The sequence below is a fragment of the Bdellovibrio bacteriovorus genome, assembly GCF_025558485.1.
Lineage (GTDB): Bacteria > Bdellovibrionota > Bdellovibrionia > Bdellovibrionales > Bdellovibrionaceae > Bdellovibrio > Bdellovibrio bacteriovorus_G.
Genome location: NZ_CP102930.1, coordinates 1963370 through 1982044, shown reverse-complemented (window position 1 = coordinate 1982044; position 18675 = coordinate 1963370). Strand labels below are relative to the sequence as shown.

20 protein-coding genes are annotated in these 18675 nt (G+C 49.0%); 7 read left to right on the top strand and 13 right to left on the bottom strand.

Features of this window, described 5'->3' with window-relative positions:
* Positions 1 to 98: 98 nt before the first annotated feature.
* From EZJ49_RS09685 to EZJ49_RS09670, 4 genes are read left to right on the top strand one after another with little or no spacing between them, the layout of a single operon-like run.
* Entirely contained in the window at positions 99 to 3224 is a 3126-nt protein-coding gene (locus EZJ49_RS09685) for an efflux RND transporter permease subunit (protein WP_262551871.1), read from the top strand.
* On the top strand, positions 3221 to 3619 hold the full coding sequence (locus tag EZJ49_RS09680) for a hypothetical protein (protein WP_262551870.1): 399 nt from the start codon (positions 3221 to 3223) through the stop codon (positions 3617 to 3619). Before EZJ49_RS09685 ends, EZJ49_RS09680 begins: the two co-directional genes overlap by 4 nt.
* 9 nt (positions 3620 to 3628) lie before the next feature.
* Positions 3629 to 4855, top strand: coding sequence for a TolC family protein (locus EZJ49_RS09675; protein WP_262551869.1), 1227 nt, complete (start codon positions 3629 to 3631; stop codon positions 4853 to 4855).
* 11 nt (positions 4856 to 4866) lie between these two features.
* Positions 4867 to 5286, top strand: a complete 420-nt coding sequence (locus EZJ49_RS09670) for a hypothetical protein (protein WP_262551868.1) — start codon at positions 4867 to 4869, stop codon at positions 5284 to 5286.
* On the opposite strand, the gene EZJ49_RS09665 is transcribed toward EZJ49_RS09670, so the two are convergent.
* The 9 genes from EZJ49_RS09665 to EZJ49_RS09625 all read right to left on the bottom strand — a co-directional run bounded on the left by EZJ49_RS09665 (position 5283) and on the right by EZJ49_RS09625 (position 13294).
* On the bottom strand, positions 5283 to 5852 hold the full coding sequence (locus EZJ49_RS09665; protein ID WP_262551867.1) for a DUF366 family protein: 570 nt from the start codon (positions 5850 to 5852) through the stop codon (positions 5283 to 5285). The genes EZJ49_RS09670 and EZJ49_RS09665 overlap by 4 nt on opposite strands.
* On the bottom strand, positions 5852 to 6550 hold the full coding sequence (gene queC / locus EZJ49_RS09660; protein ID WP_262551866.1) for a 7-cyano-7-deazaguanine synthase QueC: 699 nt from the start codon (positions 6548 to 6550) through the stop codon (positions 5852 to 5854). The genes EZJ49_RS09665 and queC overlap by 1 nt, the downstream gene beginning before the upstream one ends.
* The gene (recJ, locus tag EZJ49_RS09655) at positions 6547 to 8274 is read right to left on the bottom strand and encodes a single-stranded-DNA-specific exonuclease RecJ (RefSeq protein WP_262551864.1); all 1728 of its coding nucleotides are present in this window, start codon (positions 8272 to 8274) and stop codon (positions 6547 to 6549) included. The genes queC and recJ overlap by 4 nt, the downstream gene beginning before the upstream one ends.
* A gap of 9 nt (positions 8275 to 8283) precedes the next feature.
* A complete protein-coding gene (gene secF, locus EZJ49_RS09650; protein ID WP_262551863.1) occupies positions 8284 to 9222 on the bottom strand; it encodes a protein translocase subunit SecF in 939 nt (312 codons plus the stop codon).
* A gap of 9 nt (positions 9223 to 9231) precedes the next feature.
* Positions 9232 to 10926 (bottom strand): protein translocase subunit SecD, encoded by a 1695-nt coding sequence (gene secD, locus EZJ49_RS09645; RefSeq protein ID WP_262551862.1) that lies wholly within the window; start codon positions 10924 to 10926, stop codon positions 9232 to 9234.
* Positions 10926 to 11270 carry a preprotein translocase subunit YajC gene (yajC, locus tag EZJ49_RS09640; RefSeq protein ID WP_262551861.1) on the bottom strand — a complete coding sequence of 115 codons (345 nt, stop codon included), beginning with the start codon at positions 11268 to 11270 and terminating at the stop codon, positions 10926 to 10928. The genes secD and yajC overlap by 1 nt, the downstream gene beginning before the upstream one ends.
* A gap of 88 nt (positions 11271 to 11358) precedes the next feature.
* Entirely contained in the window at positions 11359 to 12474 is a 1116-nt protein-coding gene (gene tgt / locus EZJ49_RS09635; protein ID WP_410468764.1) for a tRNA guanosine(34) transglycosylase Tgt, read from the bottom strand.
* Positions 12475 to 12548: 74 nt separating this feature from the next.
* Entirely contained in the window at positions 12549 to 12857 is a 309-nt protein-coding gene (locus tag EZJ49_RS09630; protein WP_262551859.1) for an S-adenosylmethionine:tRNA ribosyltransferase-isomerase, read from the bottom strand.
* Entirely contained in the window at positions 12806 to 13294 is a 489-nt protein-coding gene (locus EZJ49_RS09625; protein WP_262551858.1) for an S-adenosylmethionine:tRNA ribosyltransferase-isomerase, read from the bottom strand. Before EZJ49_RS09625 ends, EZJ49_RS09630 begins: the two co-directional genes overlap by 52 nt.
* 99 nt (positions 13295 to 13393) lie before the next feature.
* Between EZJ49_RS09625 and EZJ49_RS09620 the strand changes: the two genes are divergently transcribed.
* Positions 13394 to 14224: a DMT family transporter gene (locus EZJ49_RS09620; protein ID WP_262551857.1), complete on the top strand. Its 831-nt coding sequence runs from the start codon at positions 13394 to 13396 to the stop codon at positions 14222 to 14224.
* A 69-nt stretch (positions 14225 to 14293) separates the two neighbouring features.
* Positions 14294 to 14716: a hypothetical protein gene (locus EZJ49_RS09615; protein ID WP_262551855.1), complete on the top strand. Its 423-nt coding sequence runs from the start codon at positions 14294 to 14296 to the stop codon at positions 14714 to 14716.
* Between the two features lie 60 nt (positions 14717 to 14776).
* On the opposite strand, the gene EZJ49_RS09610 is transcribed toward EZJ49_RS09615, so the two are convergent.
* The 4 genes from EZJ49_RS09610 to EZJ49_RS09595 all read right to left on the bottom strand — a co-directional run bounded on the left by EZJ49_RS09610 (position 14777) and on the right by EZJ49_RS09595 (position 18331).
* Positions 14777 to 16270, bottom strand: coding sequence for an FMN-binding glutamate synthase family protein (locus EZJ49_RS09610; protein ID WP_262551854.1), 1494 nt, complete (start codon positions 16268 to 16270; stop codon positions 14777 to 14779).
* Positions 16271 to 16412: 142 nt separating this feature from the next.
* On the bottom strand, positions 16413 to 17003 hold the full coding sequence (locus tag EZJ49_RS09605) for a porin family protein (protein WP_262551853.1): 591 nt from the start codon (positions 17001 to 17003) through the stop codon (positions 16413 to 16415).
* Between the two features lie 31 nt (positions 17004 to 17034).
* Positions 17035 to 17574, bottom strand: a complete 540-nt coding sequence (locus EZJ49_RS09600; protein WP_262551852.1) for a hypothetical protein — start codon at positions 17572 to 17574, stop codon at positions 17035 to 17037.
* A gap of 46 nt (positions 17575 to 17620) precedes the next feature.
* Positions 17621 to 18331, bottom strand: a complete 711-nt coding sequence (locus tag EZJ49_RS09595) for a hypothetical protein (protein ID WP_262551851.1) — start codon at positions 18329 to 18331, stop codon at positions 17621 to 17623.
* A gap of 137 nt (positions 18332 to 18468) precedes the next feature.
* On the opposite strand from EZJ49_RS09595, the gene EZJ49_RS09590 reads away from it, so the two are divergent.
* Entirely contained in the window at positions 18469 to 18642 is a 174-nt protein-coding gene (locus EZJ49_RS09590) for a hypothetical protein (RefSeq protein WP_262551850.1), read from the top strand.
* Positions 18643 to 18675: the final 33 nt, after the last annotated feature.

Genomic DNA, 18675 nt, shown 5'->3' with positions numbered 1-18675 from the left:
CTGGGGTATGTATTTCAAGAGGGTTGTGCAGAAAAAAATTTTCCTCATTTTGTCACAAATCGGAAAGCCCAACCCTAATAGGCCATAGCAGAGGATTTATGCTGGATAGAATTATTAAGTATTCCCTAACTCATCGTCTCATTGTGGTCGCCCTGGCGGCACTGGCTATTGCTTATGGTGGCTGGGCCCTGGTCCACCTACCCGTGGATGTGTTTCCCGATTTAAACCGTCCGACAGTTAACATTATTACCGAAGGTCATGGCCTGGCCCCGGAAGAAGTTGAAACGCTGGTGACCTTCCCGCTGGAAACAGCGCTAAACGGACTTCCCGGGGTAGAGCGCGTGCGTTCGTCCTCGGGCGTGGGTTTAAGTGTTATTTATGTGGAGTTTGGCTGGGACACGGACATCTATCGCAATCGTCAGATGGTTCAGGAAAAAATTGCTCTGGCCAAGGAAAAACTACCGAAGAACCTCTCTCCGGTTTTGGGGCCCATTTCCTCTATTATGGGCGAAATCCAGTTTGTCGGCCTGAGTTCTCCTGACAATAAAGTTTCCGGCATGGAACTGCGCACTCTGGCTGACTGGACACTGCGTCCCCGTTTGATGAGCATCCCCGGTGTTTCCCAGGTCATTGCCATCGGTGGCGGCGTCCGTCAGTTTCAAATTCTGATTTCCGCAGAGAAAATCCAAAAACTGCAACTGACGATGGATGAAATCGAACACAACCTGTCTGATGTCAGTGTGAATTCTACCGGGGGCTTTATCGACCTTCAGGGGCAGGAGTTTCTGATCCGCAATATTGGTGGCGTTAAGGAAAAAGAAGAAATCATGAATTCGGTCGTCGGCATGCACCTGGGCCGCCCCGTTCTGGTTAAAGAAATCGCCGAAGTTGTTGAAGGCCCGCAAACCAAACGCGGTGATGGCAGTATCAACGGCAAGCCCGGTGTTATCTTAAGTATCCAAAAGCAGCCCGGAGCCAGCACTCTGGAACTAACTGAAAAAGTTGACGAAGCCCTGAAGCAGTTCCAGTCATCGCTTCCGGCCGGGGTCGAACTTCAACCAAATTTATTCAAACAGTCCCTGTTCATTGAAAATGCCATCGACAATGTGAAGATGGCCTTGCGCGACGGTGTCCTGCTGGTTCTGGTGGTGTTGTTCCTGTTCTTAATGAACTTCCGCACAACAGCCATCACCATGACAGCCATTCCTTTGTCATTTGTTCTGACCGCCATTGTCTTTAAGATGTTCGGTCTGTCCGTGAACACTATGACCTTGGGTGGTTTGGCCATCGCCATCGGCGAACTGGTGGATGATGCCATTGTGGACGTTGAAAACGTCTATCGCCGTCTGCGCGAAAATAAAACTCTGTCCACTCCTCGCAATCCCTTGGTGGTCATCTATGAGGCCTCTTCCGAAGTCCGTAATTCGATTGTTATCGCCACCCTGATTGTGGTTCTGGTTTTTGTGCCTCTGTTCAGCATGAGCGGTATCGAAGGACGCCTGTTTGTGCCACTGGGGATTTCTTATATCGTATCCCTGCTGGCATCCATGGTGGTGTCTCTGACTGTGACTCCGGCCCTTTGTTCGTACTTCCTTTCCAAAGGGGAACTACTTGAACACAAAGACGGCGCCATCGTTCGCTTCTTAAAAAAACACCAGGCCCGTCTTCTGGAAAAAACATTAAATCATCCCAAGCCGATTCTTATTTTTGCTTCTTTGCTTTTGGTGGCGGCTTTGGGACTTTCTGCAATTCTGGGGCGTGACTTCCTTCCGCATTTCAACGAAGGATCAGCCATGATTTCTGTGGTGGCCAAACCGGGAATTTCTTTGGCTGAATCCAATAAGCTGGGGTCTCAGGCCGAGCTTATCATTTTAAAAACTCCAGAGGTGGTGACTGTTTCCCGCCGCACAGGTCGCGCGGAACTGGATGAACATGCCGAAGGTGTTAACACGTCAGAAATCGAAGTCGATTTCAAAGAGGAAGGGCGTCCCCGCGGTGTGGTTCTGGAGGAAATCCGCAAAAATCTGGAAGTGATTCCGGACGTGGGCATCAACATTGGCCAACCGATCTCTCATCGCCTGGATCACCTGCTTTCCGGGGTGCGCGCGCAAATCGCCATCAAGGTCTTTGGACCGGAGCTACCCATTTTAAGAGCCAAGGGTGCCGAAGTCTATCAGGCCATTAAAGATGTTCCGGGGCTGGTGGACCTGCAAGTGGAACAACAGGTTCTGATTCCTCAGGTTAAAATTCATTTGATGCGCGAAGAGGCCTCCCGTTACGGCATCACCGTCGGGGATCTGGCACAACTGTTGGAAAAAGCCCTGCAAGGTGAAGTGGTCGGACAAATTCTTGAAGGCCATAAAACTGTCGATGTCTTTATGCGCTTTGATGACAAGTCCCGCACAGACCTGGAGCTTATCAAAAAGACCCCGGTAAAAATCATGCCTGACGGCAGCCGCATCACCGTCGAAAAGGTCGCCGACGTTTATGAATCCACCGGACCCAATATCATTCAAAGAGAAAACGCCCAAAGACGTATTGTCGTTCAGGCGAACTCTGCCGAAAGATCCCTGGATGCAATCATGGCGGATATCAAAAAGAATATCGACGAAAAGGTCAAACTTCCGGCCGGCTACTATGTGGTTTATGGCGGGCAGTTTGAAAGCCAGCAACAGGCATCCCAGCTAATGGTTCTGCTGGGAGCCCTTTCTATCGTGACCATCTTCCTGATTCTGTTTGCGCACTTTAAGTCCACCTTTATCTCAGTTCAGATTATGCTGAATATTCCGATGGCGTTTATCGGCGGGATATTTGCGATTTATCTGACCGGCGGCACTCTGAGTATCGCAAGCCTCGTGGCCTTTATCACTCTTTGCGGCATCGCCTCCCGTAACGGCATTATGATGCTGTCGCACTACCTGCACTTAATGAAACATGAAGGCGAATCCTTCACCAAGGACATGGTGATACGGGGCTCTCTGGAGCGTCTGGTGCCTGTGCTCATGACGGCGCTGACTGCAATTCTAGGACTTTTGCCTTTGGCAATGTCTCCGGATGCTCCGGGCCGCGAGATTCTGCATCCGGTGGCCATTGTCATTGTCGGTGGATTGCTTAGCAGCACGTTGCTGGATATGTATGTCACCCCGGCGATTTTTTATCACTTCGGCAAAAAGTCCGCCCTGAAATCCATTGAAGAAAGCAAAAAAGAAGGAGTCCTTTTATGAAACTAAAATCTTTGATCGCGACATTGGCGCTATCCCTACTGGCTTCGACGTCTTTTGCACACGAAGGCCATGATCAGGTTCCCGGCAGCCTGAAGGCCATGCACGGTGGCATCCCAAAAGCCGGCAATCTGATGAATATGGAAATGCTGGCTATTGAAAACAAAGTGCAGTTCTTCCCCCGCGCCCATGCAGATGAAACTTTGGATATCAACAAAGTGAAGATCAGCGGCACGGCGAAATCCCCAAAAGGGAAATCGCAAACTTTGAAGTTCACCAAAACTGATAATATCTTCAATACAGAAGTGGACTTCCAGGGGTCTCACCGTGTGAATCTGGAAATCAAAGCCGAGTTTGAAGGCAAAACCGACACATTCAAGTTCCTGGTTGAAAAATAAGGAGTTCCCATGTCACTGCGGTCCTGGGCTTTTGCAAGTCTTTTGATTTCTTTCTCGGCGGTGGCGCAGACCTCGCCGGGCCTTTCCCAATTGCAAAAACAGTTGGTTGAAAACAACAACGAACTGCGCGCCAGTCAGGCGAAACTGGAAGCACAAAAAGCTCAGGCCCAAAGCAGCTGGGGTGCCCTGCTGCCCGAACTTTCCGCCTCTGCCGGATATGCGAAAGAAAAGACCCTGCATGACAATGATGACGGTTATGTCGGCTACCTAAACGGCAGCTGGAATATCTTCCGTGGCGGTCAGGACTGGCAGAATCGCAAGATCTCCCAGCGTGAATACGACATCGCGGGGCTGGATCATGAAATAATCTCCCGCCGCCTGCATCGCGAACTGGGGGAAACTTATTACAAAGCGCTTCTGAACAGCCAGTTTATTTCCTTTGATACGGAAAAATTGCAGTTCTTAAAAAACCAGCGTGCCATGGCCGCGAAAAAAATCAATGCTGGCCTGACTTCCAACGTGGATGCCATCGAACTGGATTTGGAGGAAAGCACCCTTTCCGCAGAAATTGAAACCCATAAAACGGATCTGCAAATTTCTTTGGACGAACTTAAAATTCTGATCAATTCACCGGACCCGGTCGCAGTTTCCGCCAAAGACACCTTCCCCCGAATGAGCAAAGCGGACTTTAGCCTGACGGATCTTTCCCGCAACCCAAGTATTATGAAACAGAACTCTATGGAGGAAACCAGTCAGTTGCGCCGACGTCAGGCCCTGGGCGAATTCCTGCCCACGGTGGATCTAAATGCCCAGTACGGGCGAATCATTCCGCAGTATGATGATCCGTTGCAGGGAAATGAATCACGACTTTCCGTGCTGATGACGTGGACCTTCTTCTCGGGTTTTGAATCCTGGAACAAGTCCAAGTCAGCAAGCTCATTGGAAAAGTCTGAGGCTTTTGCCAAATCCAATTTAGCACAACAGCTGCAAACACAAGTGCACAGCCTGTCCAACAAAGCCTCTGAGCTTTTGCAATTACAACAGCTTTTGGAGAAACGCCAGGTGCTGACTCAGAAGTACTATGACCTGACTTTGTCCGAATACCGCCGCGGAGTGAAGAACTCTTCGGATCTGGCCAACGCCACCAACAGCCTTTTTGACAACAAAACCCGCTTGATCGAGGTTCAAAAAGAACTGGCTGTTTTAAAACTCAAATTTGATGAATTGACTAAATAAGGAGATCTGAAATGAAACTACTGGCAACTCTGATTCTGCTTCCATCCTTGTCCTGGGCTCACGGGGAAGACAAACCAGGTCCTCACGGCGGCCACATCCAAATGCCCGGAGCTTTTCATACGGAATTGGTAGTGGGCAAAGATCAAAGCGCGCACGTCTATCTTCTGGATATAAACTTTGAAAATCCCACATCTCAAAACTCAGACGTCAAAGTCACAGCCAGAAATAAAAAATCCGAAGTAAAATACACCTGCGAGGTGATGGATGGAAATCACTTCCACTGCATTCCCAATAGCAAGGTTCCGGCCAAAACCGAACTGGTTATCCAGGCCACTCGCGACAAAGCCGTGGGCAATGAGGCTGTCTATAAACTTCCTCTAAAACCCTTCAAAGAAGGCAGCAAAAAATCCGAAGGCCACCACCACCACTAAGGAACAGGGCGGACCTTTTGGGTGGCTGTTACGATTGAGATGAATTCTTTCTTGAAAAGCATCATCAAGTCTTCCGCCACCCGGCGTGGGTCCAACTGCAAATCCTCGAAACACAATGTTTCCACGGGTGTACCTTTGTTTGTCACATTCATGGCAAAGTGAACCATCACAGACACCGGGGATTTTGTGGCAATGCTAATACTTAATTTTTTCTCGCCCAGATAAATATCATCACCAGAACGATGCAGTTCTTTTCCGGTCAAAAGTCCTTTGCCATGGACCTGTACATAGTCCTTGGCTATCGCTGCGAACAAACGCTGCAAGGAAACACCCGAGAACAAATCGCGATCAAAAACCTCGATGATGAAATGAAGCATTTCATCCCCCTGAATCACCGCATTGGCGAGCAGGTCTTCACCGTCAACCATATGACTGAAAGGAATTGAGCACGGCCCAATCCAGGAAATAATCGAAGGTCCCAACACCCCATGGTCCAGATAAGCAAACAAGGAATGCAACTGAGATCCGTCGTAAGCAAATTTCTTTTCAATGAAATGTGTTTCCACTAGGGCTCCTTAAAAAGATGTTTCACATCAATGCTTGCAGATGCAAACGCACGCTTGGAACGCAGACAGGATTCACACTGCCCGCACCACTTTTCACCCGAGAAGTAACAGGGCCAGATCAATTCCCAAGGAATCTTCAGTCCCTGCCCCAGACGAACAATTGCCGGCTTGTTCAGATGAGCCGTATAACATCCGACTGTCACATGATTGGACGTGGAATAACGTAAGGCTTTTGTGGCCTGCTCCAGAAACTCACGGGAATTGTCCGGGAATGTGGCAGCTTCTTCGGCATTAAATCCGGGAATCACGGCGTCCGCCCCCAATGCTTCCGCATAGGCTGCCGCAATATTCAGGAAAATCCCATTGCGATTGGGAACCCACACGGACTTCGCCGTTTCCTCAGACTTTTGCAGATTATCAATTTCAACAGCAGATCCCGTCGGAACTTCCTGAGTTTCCACCAACAAAGAGGACCTGTTGAAGTCTTTAAACCAGGGAAGCTCCACCACCTGGTGAGGCACCCCCAGGTGCCTGGCGATTTTCGCAGAATGTTCGATTTCCTTCATCGCCGCCCGCTGGCCATAATTGAAGGTTAACGCCAAAACGACTTCATGATGATGCTTGATAGCCTCGTAGGCATTCACCGTCGAGTCCAGCCCCGCCGATAAAAGCACTACGACTTTCTTGGTCTTTTTCATGTCGCTGCCTTTAAGTCACGAATAAGAATCTGTACTGTTTTCTGTCCCGCAAAATAGTTCCACTGAAGCTCGCCCAAAATATGGTAAAAGCCCGGAACCACGGTCAAAGAATCCAACTGTCGAGGAGTCGGAGTAAATAACAAGGCCTCAGCCGAAGCGCCCCCATCGGGGTCTGCAATTTTCAAACGCAGATGCCCACCCTTAAGTTCGCGTTTGGACAAAACCTGAATATTGGTAAAATGAATCAACGGGATCGAGAACCCTGCTCCGAATGGACCGACAAAGTCATACCACTTCATCAGGCCTTCGCTGACCTCGCTTAAACCTGCTTCGACATCATAGAAGATTTCCAGTGGCTTTGGTTTTTCACGCAGGTCTGCAAAATGATCCGCCAGCTTTCCGATAAAACCAGCCACGCGGGATTCAGCCACCTCAAAGCCCGCCGCAGCGGAGTGTCCGCCAAAGCGACTTAACAGTTCCTGCGCTGAAGACATCGCCTCCACCAGACAGGCCTCCTGACCTTGAGGAAGTCGGGCACTGCCGACGATCATACCATCGTCACCCACTGATCCGACAAAGGCCGGCTTGTTATAAACTTGCGTCAGCTTGGTTGCGATCAATCCCAAAACCCCGCGATGGAAGTTTTTGGACGCCACAAAGACAAAATCCTGATGAGGCCACACTTTAAGTATTTCTTGAGCTTCCGCCTCGGCATCCCCCTGAAGCTGCACTCGTGTGGAGTTATTCTTCATCACTTGGCGAACCATATCGCGGGCTTGGCTTGAATCTTCCAACAAGAATATATCAATCGGCAAAATACCGGATTCCATACGCGAAAGAGCATTCAACTTGGGAGCAAAACGAATCGCCACATCCTGACTGGTTAAGGGACGATTCACCAAATCAAGTTCTTCAAGTAATGCTCGAAGTCCGGCGCGTTTGGTTTCAGCCAGCTTCACCAGACCATGCTTTACCAGCACGCGATTATCGTCCACCAGCGGCACCATGTCCGTCAAAGTACCAATGGTAAAGTAATCCAAGACTTCTTTTAAATCCCAATTATTTTTAGGTAGTTGTGGATGATCATGGAAGTAACGTTTCAATCCGCGCACCAGATAGAACGCCACCCCGGCACCGCACAGATAACCCAGACCCGACGGGCAGTCCCCCTGATTGGGATTCACCACGACAAAGGCGTTGGGAATTGTATCGGCTGGCAAGTGGTGATCCGTCAGAATAACATCCACACCCAGCTCATTGGCTTTATCAATCGCCGCGTGAGCGGTAATTCCCACATCCACAGTAATGATCAGACTGACACCCTGTTTGTGCAATTCCTCCACCGCATGGGCGTGGAAGCCGTAACCTTCAGCCAGACGCTTGGGTTGATAATGCAAAACATCCGGGAACCCCAAAGCAAGCATTCCAGTTTTTAACAAGGCCAGCCCGGACGTTCCATCCAGGTCAAAATCAGCATAGATACAGATTTTTTCTTTATTCAGGTAGGCTTTACCCAGACGCTCAAGAGCTTGAGACATCCCCTTTAAAACCAGGGGATCTTTCAAATCAGCGAGCTTCGGAAAAAGAAGTTTTTCAACTTCCGAAGAAGACGCGAACCCTCGCGCCGCAAGAACCTTTCCGATGAGCTCGGGCCACTGCCCCTCGACTTTCGCGGGGGCCATGGGTTGAAGCTCAGATTCTCGCAGCGTCCATAAAGGGTTCATCAAAATCCCTTAGGCAGCTTTGGCTTTTTTGATTTGGAATTTATCCATCAAAAGAACGAAAGGAGCTGCCACGTAAATAGAGGAATAAGTACCGAAGAAGATACCAACACAGATAGAGAAGGCGATATCTTCAACCGTTCCATCCGCAAAGATGTACAAACACAAAGCGGAAATGAAAGTGGTTCCGGAAGTGATCAAAGTACGCACCAACATTTCATTGATGGACTTGTTGATCACAAACTTGAAGCCTTTATCATGGTTCCCAGTGTCGATCTCACGGATACGGTCAAATACGACGATGGTATCATTCAGAGAGAAACCAATCAGCGTCATGATCGCAGCCAGGATGGATACATTCACTTCCTTACCCACAAGAACGAAGACCGCCAAAGTGATCACCGCATCGTGGAACAAGCACAAAACCGCGCCCGGAGCAAATTTGTAATCGAAACGAAGTGCCACGTAGATCAGGATCACAAGCAAGCAGTAGAAAACTGCCAGCAAACCGTTACGCTTCAACTCCGCACCCACTTGAGGTCCCACGGTGTCGATACGACGGATGTCCGGATTGGAAGCCACAAATTTTTCTGTGATGATACCGCGAACTTTTGCAAGATCCGCATTCAGGATATCATTTGTTTCTTTATCTGTGGCACCCTCACGTCCCTGGAAACGGATGATGTATTCATTGCCTTCACCGAAGGACTGAACGCCCACTTCACCCAAATCCAAGCCCGCGACAGAGTCACGAACCTGATCAATTGTCACACCCTGGTCAAACTTAACCTGGATTTCAGTACCACCCTTAAAGTCGATACCATAAGAGATCCCGTGAACCGCCAGATATACCAAAGACGCGATCACCAGAATCAACGAAACTCCACCAAAGAACCAAGCCTTACCTACGAAATCAAAACGGCCAAAAGATTCTGTTTTATTGTTAGCCATATTCACCTACTAAACCGACAACTTCTTGAAGTTGAATTTATTCACCAAAGTATCAACGATCACTTTAGACACGAACACGTTCGCGAACATGGAAGTGACGATACCGATCAACAATGTCACCGCGAAACCACGCACCGGACCTGTACCGAAGTACAAAAGAACCACGGCGGTTGCCGCTGTTGTTACGTTGGCATCGATGATCGCAGACATCGCACGGTGATAACCTTCCTGAACCGCGACCTTGATACTGTGACCCAGTCGTATTTCCTCCCGGATCCGCTCATTGATCAGAACGTTGGCATCAACCGCAAAGCCCACGGTCAATGCGATACCCGCAATACCCGGCAAAGTCAGTGTCGCACCAAATGTCGTCAACAAAGCAAAGATACCCAGAATGTTCAGACCCAAAGCGAAGGAAGCCACCACACCCATGGATTTGTAGTAAACGATCATGAAGAATACGATGATCGCCGCACCCACGTAGGAACCCAATTTCGCTTTATCAATCGCATCGGCACCCAAAGTAGGGCCCACGCGACGTTCTTCCAACTGCTCCAAAGAAGCAGGCAAAGCACCGGCACGAAGAGATGTAGAGATCATTTTTGCCTCGTCCATCATACCGTTACGGTCACGGCCACCACCCAAAGTGATCACCGCAGAACCGCCCGCGATACGATCACGCACACTTGGTGCGGACTTCACGATTTTATCAAGAACAATCGCCATTTGCTTGCCAACGTTGTTACCCGTCAAATCTGCAAACTTCGCCGCACCCGCAGTATTAAACTGCAAGGACACCTGCGGAGAACCATACTGGTCATACCCCACAAATGCGTCATCCAGTGCACCACCACCCAAGTCTGTGTCTGTTCTTAGCAGATATGGAATAGCGCCCGCATCAATTGTCGTTACGTTCGGAGCTTTTTCAAAGTAAACAACCGTTTTTTCCGGAAGCTTGCCTTTCAAGGCCTCATTCACGCGAGTCACGTAGTCAGAGTACTTGGTGTTTTCCATGTTGAAATTGCCGGCTTTTTCAGCCTCAGCCACCATCACCTGAAGCTGTTGAGAGTTCAGTTCGTTAGAAACGATCATGAAATCAAGTTTTGCCGTTGTATTGATCAACTGTTTGGCTTTTTCCGCATCCGCCATACCAGGAAGCTGGATCAGGATACGATTGGCACCTTGTTGGGAGATGGACGGCTCAGCCACGCCGAATTCGTCAATACGGTTACGGATTGTTTCGATAGACTGCTGAATAACGCGATTTTTATAGTCATTCAGATAGCTGTCGAAGTAACGAGCTGTCACACCCGTGTCAGTTGTACTTACAACTTGCAAAACCGTGGAATACTTATCAGCCAGGAATTTTTCAACTTTGGCTTTGTCAGCGGCGTTAGCTACAACCACTTCAACAGAACCTGTTTCCGGCTTCTCAGACTTTACATCTGTGAATGAAACCGTTTCCTTGGTCATTTCAGACTTCATGGAGGCAATCAGACGAGTTGTGGACTCTTTCACCACGCCATCAACATCGACACCCATAACCAGGTGCAAACCACCCTGGATATCCAGACCATAGTTCAATTTTTGCTTAGATGGCCACCAGGACATTTTGTCCATGTTCACCAAGTTCGGTAGTACCCACACGATAGATGCGGCTACACCCAGCACTGCTACAAACGTTCTCCAGCGAAGACCTTCCATTATTTCTTTTCCTCTTGAGTTGCTGCTTTCTGAGATGTCGCGATTTGGCTGCGAAGCATTTTAACCTTCACACCATCGGCAATTTCCAAAGTTACAAACTGATCGTTGATACCTTCCACACGGCCCAGGATGCCGGAAGAAGTGACAACTTCATCGCCTCTTTTAACTTCATTCAAGAACTTTTGATGTTCTTTCTGGCGCTTGGATTGAGGGCGAATGATAAGGAAATAGAAGATAACAAAGATAAAGATGAACGGCACAAACATTTCAAAAGCTGAGGGCTGGCCGCCACCAGAAGCTGCTGTTTGCGCATGAGCTGTGGATACTAGAAGTCCGTATAACATTGATTCCTCCATAAACTTTCATTTCAAGCTGACGTTAAAATTCAGCATTAATCCAAGGAAGAATCAATAGTTATATTAAATTAGCTACTTACGAATCTTTCTTGGCGAAGCGTGTTAAGCAGTTATCACGATACTCTACCCAACGTCCTTCTGCGATGGCCTCACGCGCCTTTTCCATCACCTTCATATAGAAATGAATATTGTGAATGGTATTCAGGCGAGACCCCAGAATCTCTCCGCTCATGAACATGTGACGCAGGTAAGACTTGGTATAGTTCTTACAAGTATAGCAATCGCATTCAGGATCAAGCGCGGATGGATCTTCTTTGTACTCACTGCGCTTGATGCTGACCTTTCCATTCCAAGTATAAATAGTCCCGTTACGTGCCACTCTTGTAGGCATGACGCAGTCAAACATATCAATACCTGAATCAATAGCAATAATCAGATCTGTCGGAGTCCCCACGCCCATCAGGTAACGCGGCTTATTAGCCGGCATCTTTGGCGCCACTTCAGGCAACAGCGCGTGCATCAGGTGCATTGGCTCCCCGACGCTGAATCCGCCCAACGCATAACCCGGTAAATCCACCGAACAGATCTGCTCCATGCTCTTCATACGGTGCTTTAGGCTCAAGCCCCCTTGCACGATCCCGAACAGCAGGCTTTCCTTGCGGGTCATCGCCGCTTTCGAACGCAACAGCCAACGGTAAGTCAAAGCCATGGACTTTTCGATCTCTTCTTCTGTCGCCGGATATTTCAAACATTCATCAAAGGCCATGATAATGTCCGACCCCAGATCCATTTGAATTTCCATGCTCTTTTCCGGAGAAATAAAATGCTTTGCCCCGTCCAAATGCGAACGGAATTCCACACCCTCTTCAGTCATATTGCGAAGCTGGGAAAGGGAAAACACCTGGAAACCGCCCGAATCTGTCAGAATCGGACCGTGCCAGTTCATGAACTTATGCAAGCCCCCCATGCGTGCGATGGTCTTTTCACCAGGACGCAGGTGCAAGTGATAGGTGTTACCCAAAACAACCTGAGTACCGCATTCTTTCAGTTCTTCCGGAGTCATCGCCTTGACCGTGGCTTTGGTCCCCACCGCCATAAAGACTGGCGTTTGCACCGGACCGTGCGCTGTCATCAAAGTGGCGCGACGGGCATTCCCGTCGGTAGCGTGAACCGTAAATTCACCCAGTTTCATTGCGGCATCAGTTGCTGTGCCATTGGCACCCACTGCTGTTTTGTGTCCATCCAACATAACTTCATCCTTCATTGTTATTTCCAAACTTTATCGACCGACGGAGAAGTCCAGACCGTCAAGTCGCCATAGGAAAAGAGCCGGAACTTTCGCTCAATGGCCCATTGATAGCAAGCTTTTACTCTTTCAAGGGAGGCAAATCCCGCCACCAGCGCCACCAAAGTGGACTCGGGCTGGTGGAAGTTCGTCAGAAGCCCGTCCACCACTTTAAATTCATATCCCGGCTGGATTAAAAGCTTCGTAAAACCCTTAAATCCTTCGTCCGCTTCCGCCCCTAAAAGTCCCTGAGCAGCACTTTCCAGTGATCTTGTCGTGGTCGTTCCCAAAGACCACACATGACTTGAATGTACGGAGGCAGTGGCAGCTCTGCCACTTTTTGAAAATAGTCCTCGCCGACTTCCTGGTTTAAAGCGACTTTTTGCGGGCGGCCCTTTTCAAGCAAAGTCATCTGCACACCCAACGGAAGTTCCAACGTCGCGCCGACCTTGAACTTTTTGGACGGGAATAAAACCTCCCAGTCCGTGGCATTAAGTTGTTTTAAGAACAAAATTTCGACATCACCGGAAAACACCCGGCGCTTTAAAACACGCGTGTTATTCACCACCAGAATATCGCCGGAAGGAATCCGCTTTAAAAGCTCCCGAATAGTGATTTCCTCAGGCTCCACGGCCCCGGCAGACACCCACATCACGCGGGAGGGTCTTTGCGGAGCTGTGGCAATCAGCTCTTCCGGAAAGGCGAAGTCTAAATCGGTTATTTTCATAGGTGGCCGTGATACCACAGTCTAGCGCACCACGGCAGTTTTTTCTGGTGCTTTTCCCGGGTTTGGGGCTAAAACAGCCTTATGACTCTTGGACCCTTGTTGCTTTTACTCTCTGCCCTGCTTCATGCCTCCTGGAATGCCCTGGCCAAGGCCTCTAAAGACAAGGAAAGCTTTCTTTTTCTGACCATTCTTCTCAGCGGCGTTTTAACCGCGCTGGCGATGATCGTTTCCGGGCAAAAGTTCATCTTTCCGGGACCGCAAATTTTCGGTATTGCCGTTTTATCGGGGCTTTTTGAAGGCCTTTACTTCCTGACCCTTTCCAAGGCTTTGCGTGCATCCGGACTGGGAAAATCCTACGCGATCATGCGTGGAGGCGCGATGGTGCTGGTGTGGGCTTATTCCAGTCTTTTGTTGCGGGAACAAGCCAGCGCCCTGCAAATAACCGGCGCTGTTCTGGTATTGGCAGGAATTCTGGCCATTAACTTTAAGGACCTGCGCCACGGCGGACTTGCCAGCCTGAAAACGGATATGTGGTCTTTTTTAAGTGCGCTCTTTATTGCCGGTTACCATCTGTCTTATCACGAGGCCCTCAGTGAACAAACAGACCCCATGCCACTTTTCCTGGTGGCAATGGTGGTGTCACTGCCTTTTTTACTGTTCGGTATCCGCTCGGCCCCTTTGCAGCGTGTTTCAGCCACATTGCGATCTCACCCCTTGCGGGTTCTTGCCACCGGAACTTTTGCCACAGCCTCGTTTTTAATTTTCCTTTACGGCCTTCGAGTTTCCGCTCCGGGGTTTGCCATATCTTTAAGAAATTCTTCCATCTTCTTTGCCGTGATCTTTTCATTCTTTCTGAAGGAATCTTTAAGCCGAATGCAACTGGTGGGGGCCTGCACGATTGGCTTAGGCGCACTGCTGCTAAGTCTGTGATTTATTCTGGACTGCCCAGCACTTTGGATATTTCCTATACTCGATGTCATCCAACATAAAGGAAATATTATGAATCATATCTATCTTCGTTTGGGACTTGTTTCTATCGTTACACTTTTCGTTGCGGCTTGCGCCCATCATCCGGATGTTCGCGCTGGAGCTGATGGTGTTCATCGCGTGGTTATCGCAACAGACGACAAAGAGGCCGGCTCCCGCGAAGCCATTCGCCAGGCCAACAGTTTCTGTAAAGAGCGCAACATGACAGCCGCCTTCATAAATGAAAACTCTCAATATCAGGGTGATCTTGATGAAAGTGATTATAAGATGGCGAAGAAGGCCAGCACCGCTGCAAAAATTCTGGGTGGCACCACTTACGTTATGGGTGGCAAGAATGAATCCAACGTCGGCGGCATCGTCGGATTGGGCGGCGCTGTGGCCGACGGTGTTCTGGGTAAAGGTTATAACGTCGAGATGAAATTCAAGTGCATGTAAGACTTCACAAAGTCTGAAAACAAAAAAGGAGAAGTTTGCAGCTTCTCCTTTTTTTGTTTTTTAACCCGGATAAATCTCTGCATAAGTGCGGATGCGATCTTCCTCGACCCGCTTGTGCAACAAGCTGCGATCCAGATCCGAGTGTTTTGCCACACCCATCGCGCCGATCATGTGTGCCACAGTTTCCAAAGTTTCCTGATGGAAGTTCTTTACACGCACACGCTTGGTCGGAATATGAAGCCCTTTAACCAAGGCCGGGTCCTGCGTTGCCACACCCGTCGGGCATTTATTGTTATTACAACGAAGTGCCTGAATACAGCCCAGCGCCAGCAGCATCGAGCGCGCGGCATAAGTCACATCTGCACCGATACACAACAGTTTGATAATATCAAAAGCCGTGGTGATTTTGCCGGTGGCGATCACTTTGATTTTATCCTTCAGACCGGCCTTTTTCAGCGTGTCCACCACAATCACCAAAGCATCCATTCCCGGCATGCCGATGTAATTGGTAAATTCCAACGGAGCCGCCCCGGTTCCACCTTCCGCGCCATCCACCACGATAAAGTCAGGGTAACGCTTTTCCGCAACCATCAAATTCACCAGTTCTTCAAATTCGTGACGGTGACCAAGACACAGCTTGATTCCAACGGGCTTTCCCCCGGACAGATCACGTAACTGAGAAACAAAATCCAACATGCCATGAGAATCCGAAAACGCTTTATGTCCCGGAGGCGAAATCACATCCTTGGCCAACGGAACGTTACGGATATCCGCGATTTCCTGAGTGACTTTTTTCCCTGACAGCATCCCGCCGTGACCGGGCTTCGCCCCTTGAGATAACTTCAACTCGATCATCTTCACTTGCGGATGACTTGCGTTTTTCCTGAAAAGCTCCGGATCAAAGGCCCCATCATGAGTACGGCAGCCGAAATAACCCGTGCCAATTTGCCAGATCAAATCCCCACCCGGTTCCAGATGATAAGGGGAAATTCCCCCTTCGCCTGTATTATGGGCAAAATTTCCGTCTTTGGCGCCACCATTCAAAGCCAGAATACTGGCCTTGGAAAGTGAACCGAAGCTCATGGCGGAAATATTCAACAAAGACATGGAATAAGGTTGTTTACAAAGATCACTGCCCACCATCACACGCAGTTCCTTGCGATCGACATGCTTTGGGTAAAGGGAGTGCGTGACGAACTCATAACCTTGTTCATATACGTTGTGCTGAGTTCCAAACGGAACGGTGTCGAGAACTTTTTTAGCACGTTGATAGACCACCGAGCGCTGTTCACGGCTGAAAGGTTTTCCATCAGTGTTGGATTCGATAAAGTATTGATTTATTTCAGGTCGGATGGATTCCAGAATATAACGGAAGTGTCCGAAAACGGGGAAGTTGGATTTAATCGCGTGGCGCTTTTGAATAATGTCGCGGAAGCCCAAAAGAAAGAACGGAATAAAGAAGAGCAGAGAATACAGTCCTGGCGGCCAGTATAAATAAAACACCATGTTCATGATCAAGCAAACAGCAAAGGCTGTGTAAAACTCTCTTCTCATCTTTTCCGTTCCCCAGTTCCCAGCACCGTGGTTCTAAAATCCTGTTTATCGACAATTATCAATCCGATCAAACAGCGAATCTAGTCCAACTGGACTGAAAAGGCAAAAGGGAAAGACCCGGGGCGTCCCGGGTCCTGATTTCTCAGAATGTCAGAGGAAAGCTCATACTCAAAAGACCGACTTTGTTCTTAAGCTTGGAATCCAGTTCGCCGCTGACCGGTCCGGCTTTTTCCAGCTTGGATTTGTTGTATTCCAGGTCCATGTACTCCAAATTCACGCTGACCATGAAAAGCTTGATCCCCACACCCACTTTCGGGCCCTTGGCTTCTTCAAACTTCACATCCACGCCATTATCTTCTTCAGGGTCTAAATCACCACCAAAGATATAACCGCCCCAAATCCGCAGCCCCACCACCGGCATCTGTGCCCCGACCACCGCCCCATAAAGTGTGGAAGTGGCATCCGCAGAATAATCCGTGGCAGAATTTTCAAACTTCGGTTTGGAATAAGCCCCTTCCAGACCAATAAAAAAGACATCATTGGCGTGATACCCAAGCTTCAAATCAAAGCCCAACCCCCTGGTTGTTCCGGTGGAACTGCTTAGGGGAGCCGGCCAATCCAGCTCATTATCCCCTTTTTCATAAGTGATTCCCGGCTCGATATAAAACCCGGCATAAGCGGGGGCCGCCAGTAACAGACCCCAGCTTAAAAACACTGCGTTTAGCATTTTCATAAAACCCCCGATGCTCAAGCTTGTGCTGACCTTACTTCGTATAGATCATGATGACTGCTTTGGAAGCCTTGGCTCTTTGGTTGAAGAAACCTGTCTCATCCTGAGTGCGTGGCGCCGCACCTCTTTCTTCCATGGCCGTTTTTGTTTTAGCCGTGTCAGTGCGAACAAATCTCTGAAGCGCATTCGGGCGTTCGGTCATATTATATGTATTCACCGAATTCACCTTCAGCTCATCTTTGATAAAATTCTTCAGGGCTTTGGCGCGATCATTGGCCAATGTCACATCCTGCTTGGAAGCCTTTGTGCCCTCGGCCGGATATTCACGATCCGCCCAGACAGCAACCTTCATTTCATCAATTTTCCCCTGCTGCTGGGCTTCTTTAACCTTTTCCCGCAAGTCATTTTTGGTTTCATCCGTCAGGATGGCCTTGCCTTCCTCGAATGAAATTTCCGAAACCACTTTTGCACCCATCGACTTTCCAGTGGATTCCGTATCGCCGGTGGCAAAAGCCTGAACGCCCAGCAGGCAGGAAGTCAAAAGAACAGCTGTCATGTGTAGTTGCATTTTCATGTCATTCTCCTTTGTTGGTTCAAACAATGTATTGCAGTTTTCAGTTTTACTTCGGCGGCTCTTTGTGCTTCATATGAAATTCGTTTTCGCTGCCCGGCTCCAGCGGCTGTCGGAAGCCATGCTCCAGCGCTTTCCCCACAAGGTCCGCCAGACTCCATTCAAATTGTCCGTTCTTATAGGAAAACTGCGTCTTGGTGGAAACCGTCCGATCATCCCCGCGACGAAAGATCACCTTGGCAATTCCTGCCGCCAGCTCCATCGTCATATACCATTCCACCGGCACCACGCTGCTATCGACCTCTCCCCGCATTTGCACCTCCGCGCCACGCACGTCCAGCCTTGAAATCTCCACCGGGAAAAGTCGGACACCGGCTTTTTCAGATTCCTCCTTGGTCTTTTGGGAAATCAAAGCCTGCTTGACCGTATCACTCCAGATTAACTTTGGTTTGTGCAAAATAATGTCAGTCCGAAAGCGTAACGACAAAAGATCCCGCCAGGCCAAGGACACATCAACATATTCCACAGTCAGAAATTCTTTATGATCGGGCTTGGTGAAAACCTTGACGCGCTCAAAGCGATAAGCCCCGCGCAGAAAACTTAATCCCAGATTATCCACATGAGCGGCATAGGTTGCAGAAAACCCCGCCAAATATCCGTTCAGTCGATGCAAAGCAATATCTGTCAGAATCAGCCTGATCCCCACCAGCAGCAGCACGACAAAAATTAAAACGGAAATTTTCGGATGCTTTATTCTCATGGCCCAAGGCTAAAGACAAACCATCGCGCAGAACACTTTTAGATCCATGTTTATGAACACAATCCCACCGATGTGTAATAAAGAATGTATTGCCCAAAAATTAAAACTGCTTTTCCATGAAAGACTGGGAGGTCTTTATGGATTCACCGAAAACACCCAAGGAAAACCCCACACGCCCTCCGCAGACCCAGCCCCCCGAACCTCCTGTCAAAGAACCACCTCAACCCGAACCCGTTCCGGAAATTGATCCCAATATGCCAACGGAAGATCCAGCTCAGGACCCCGGCACCCCACCGCCCAGCGAGGGTTGAATAAACTGTGTATTTTTGCACAGACTTTTACCT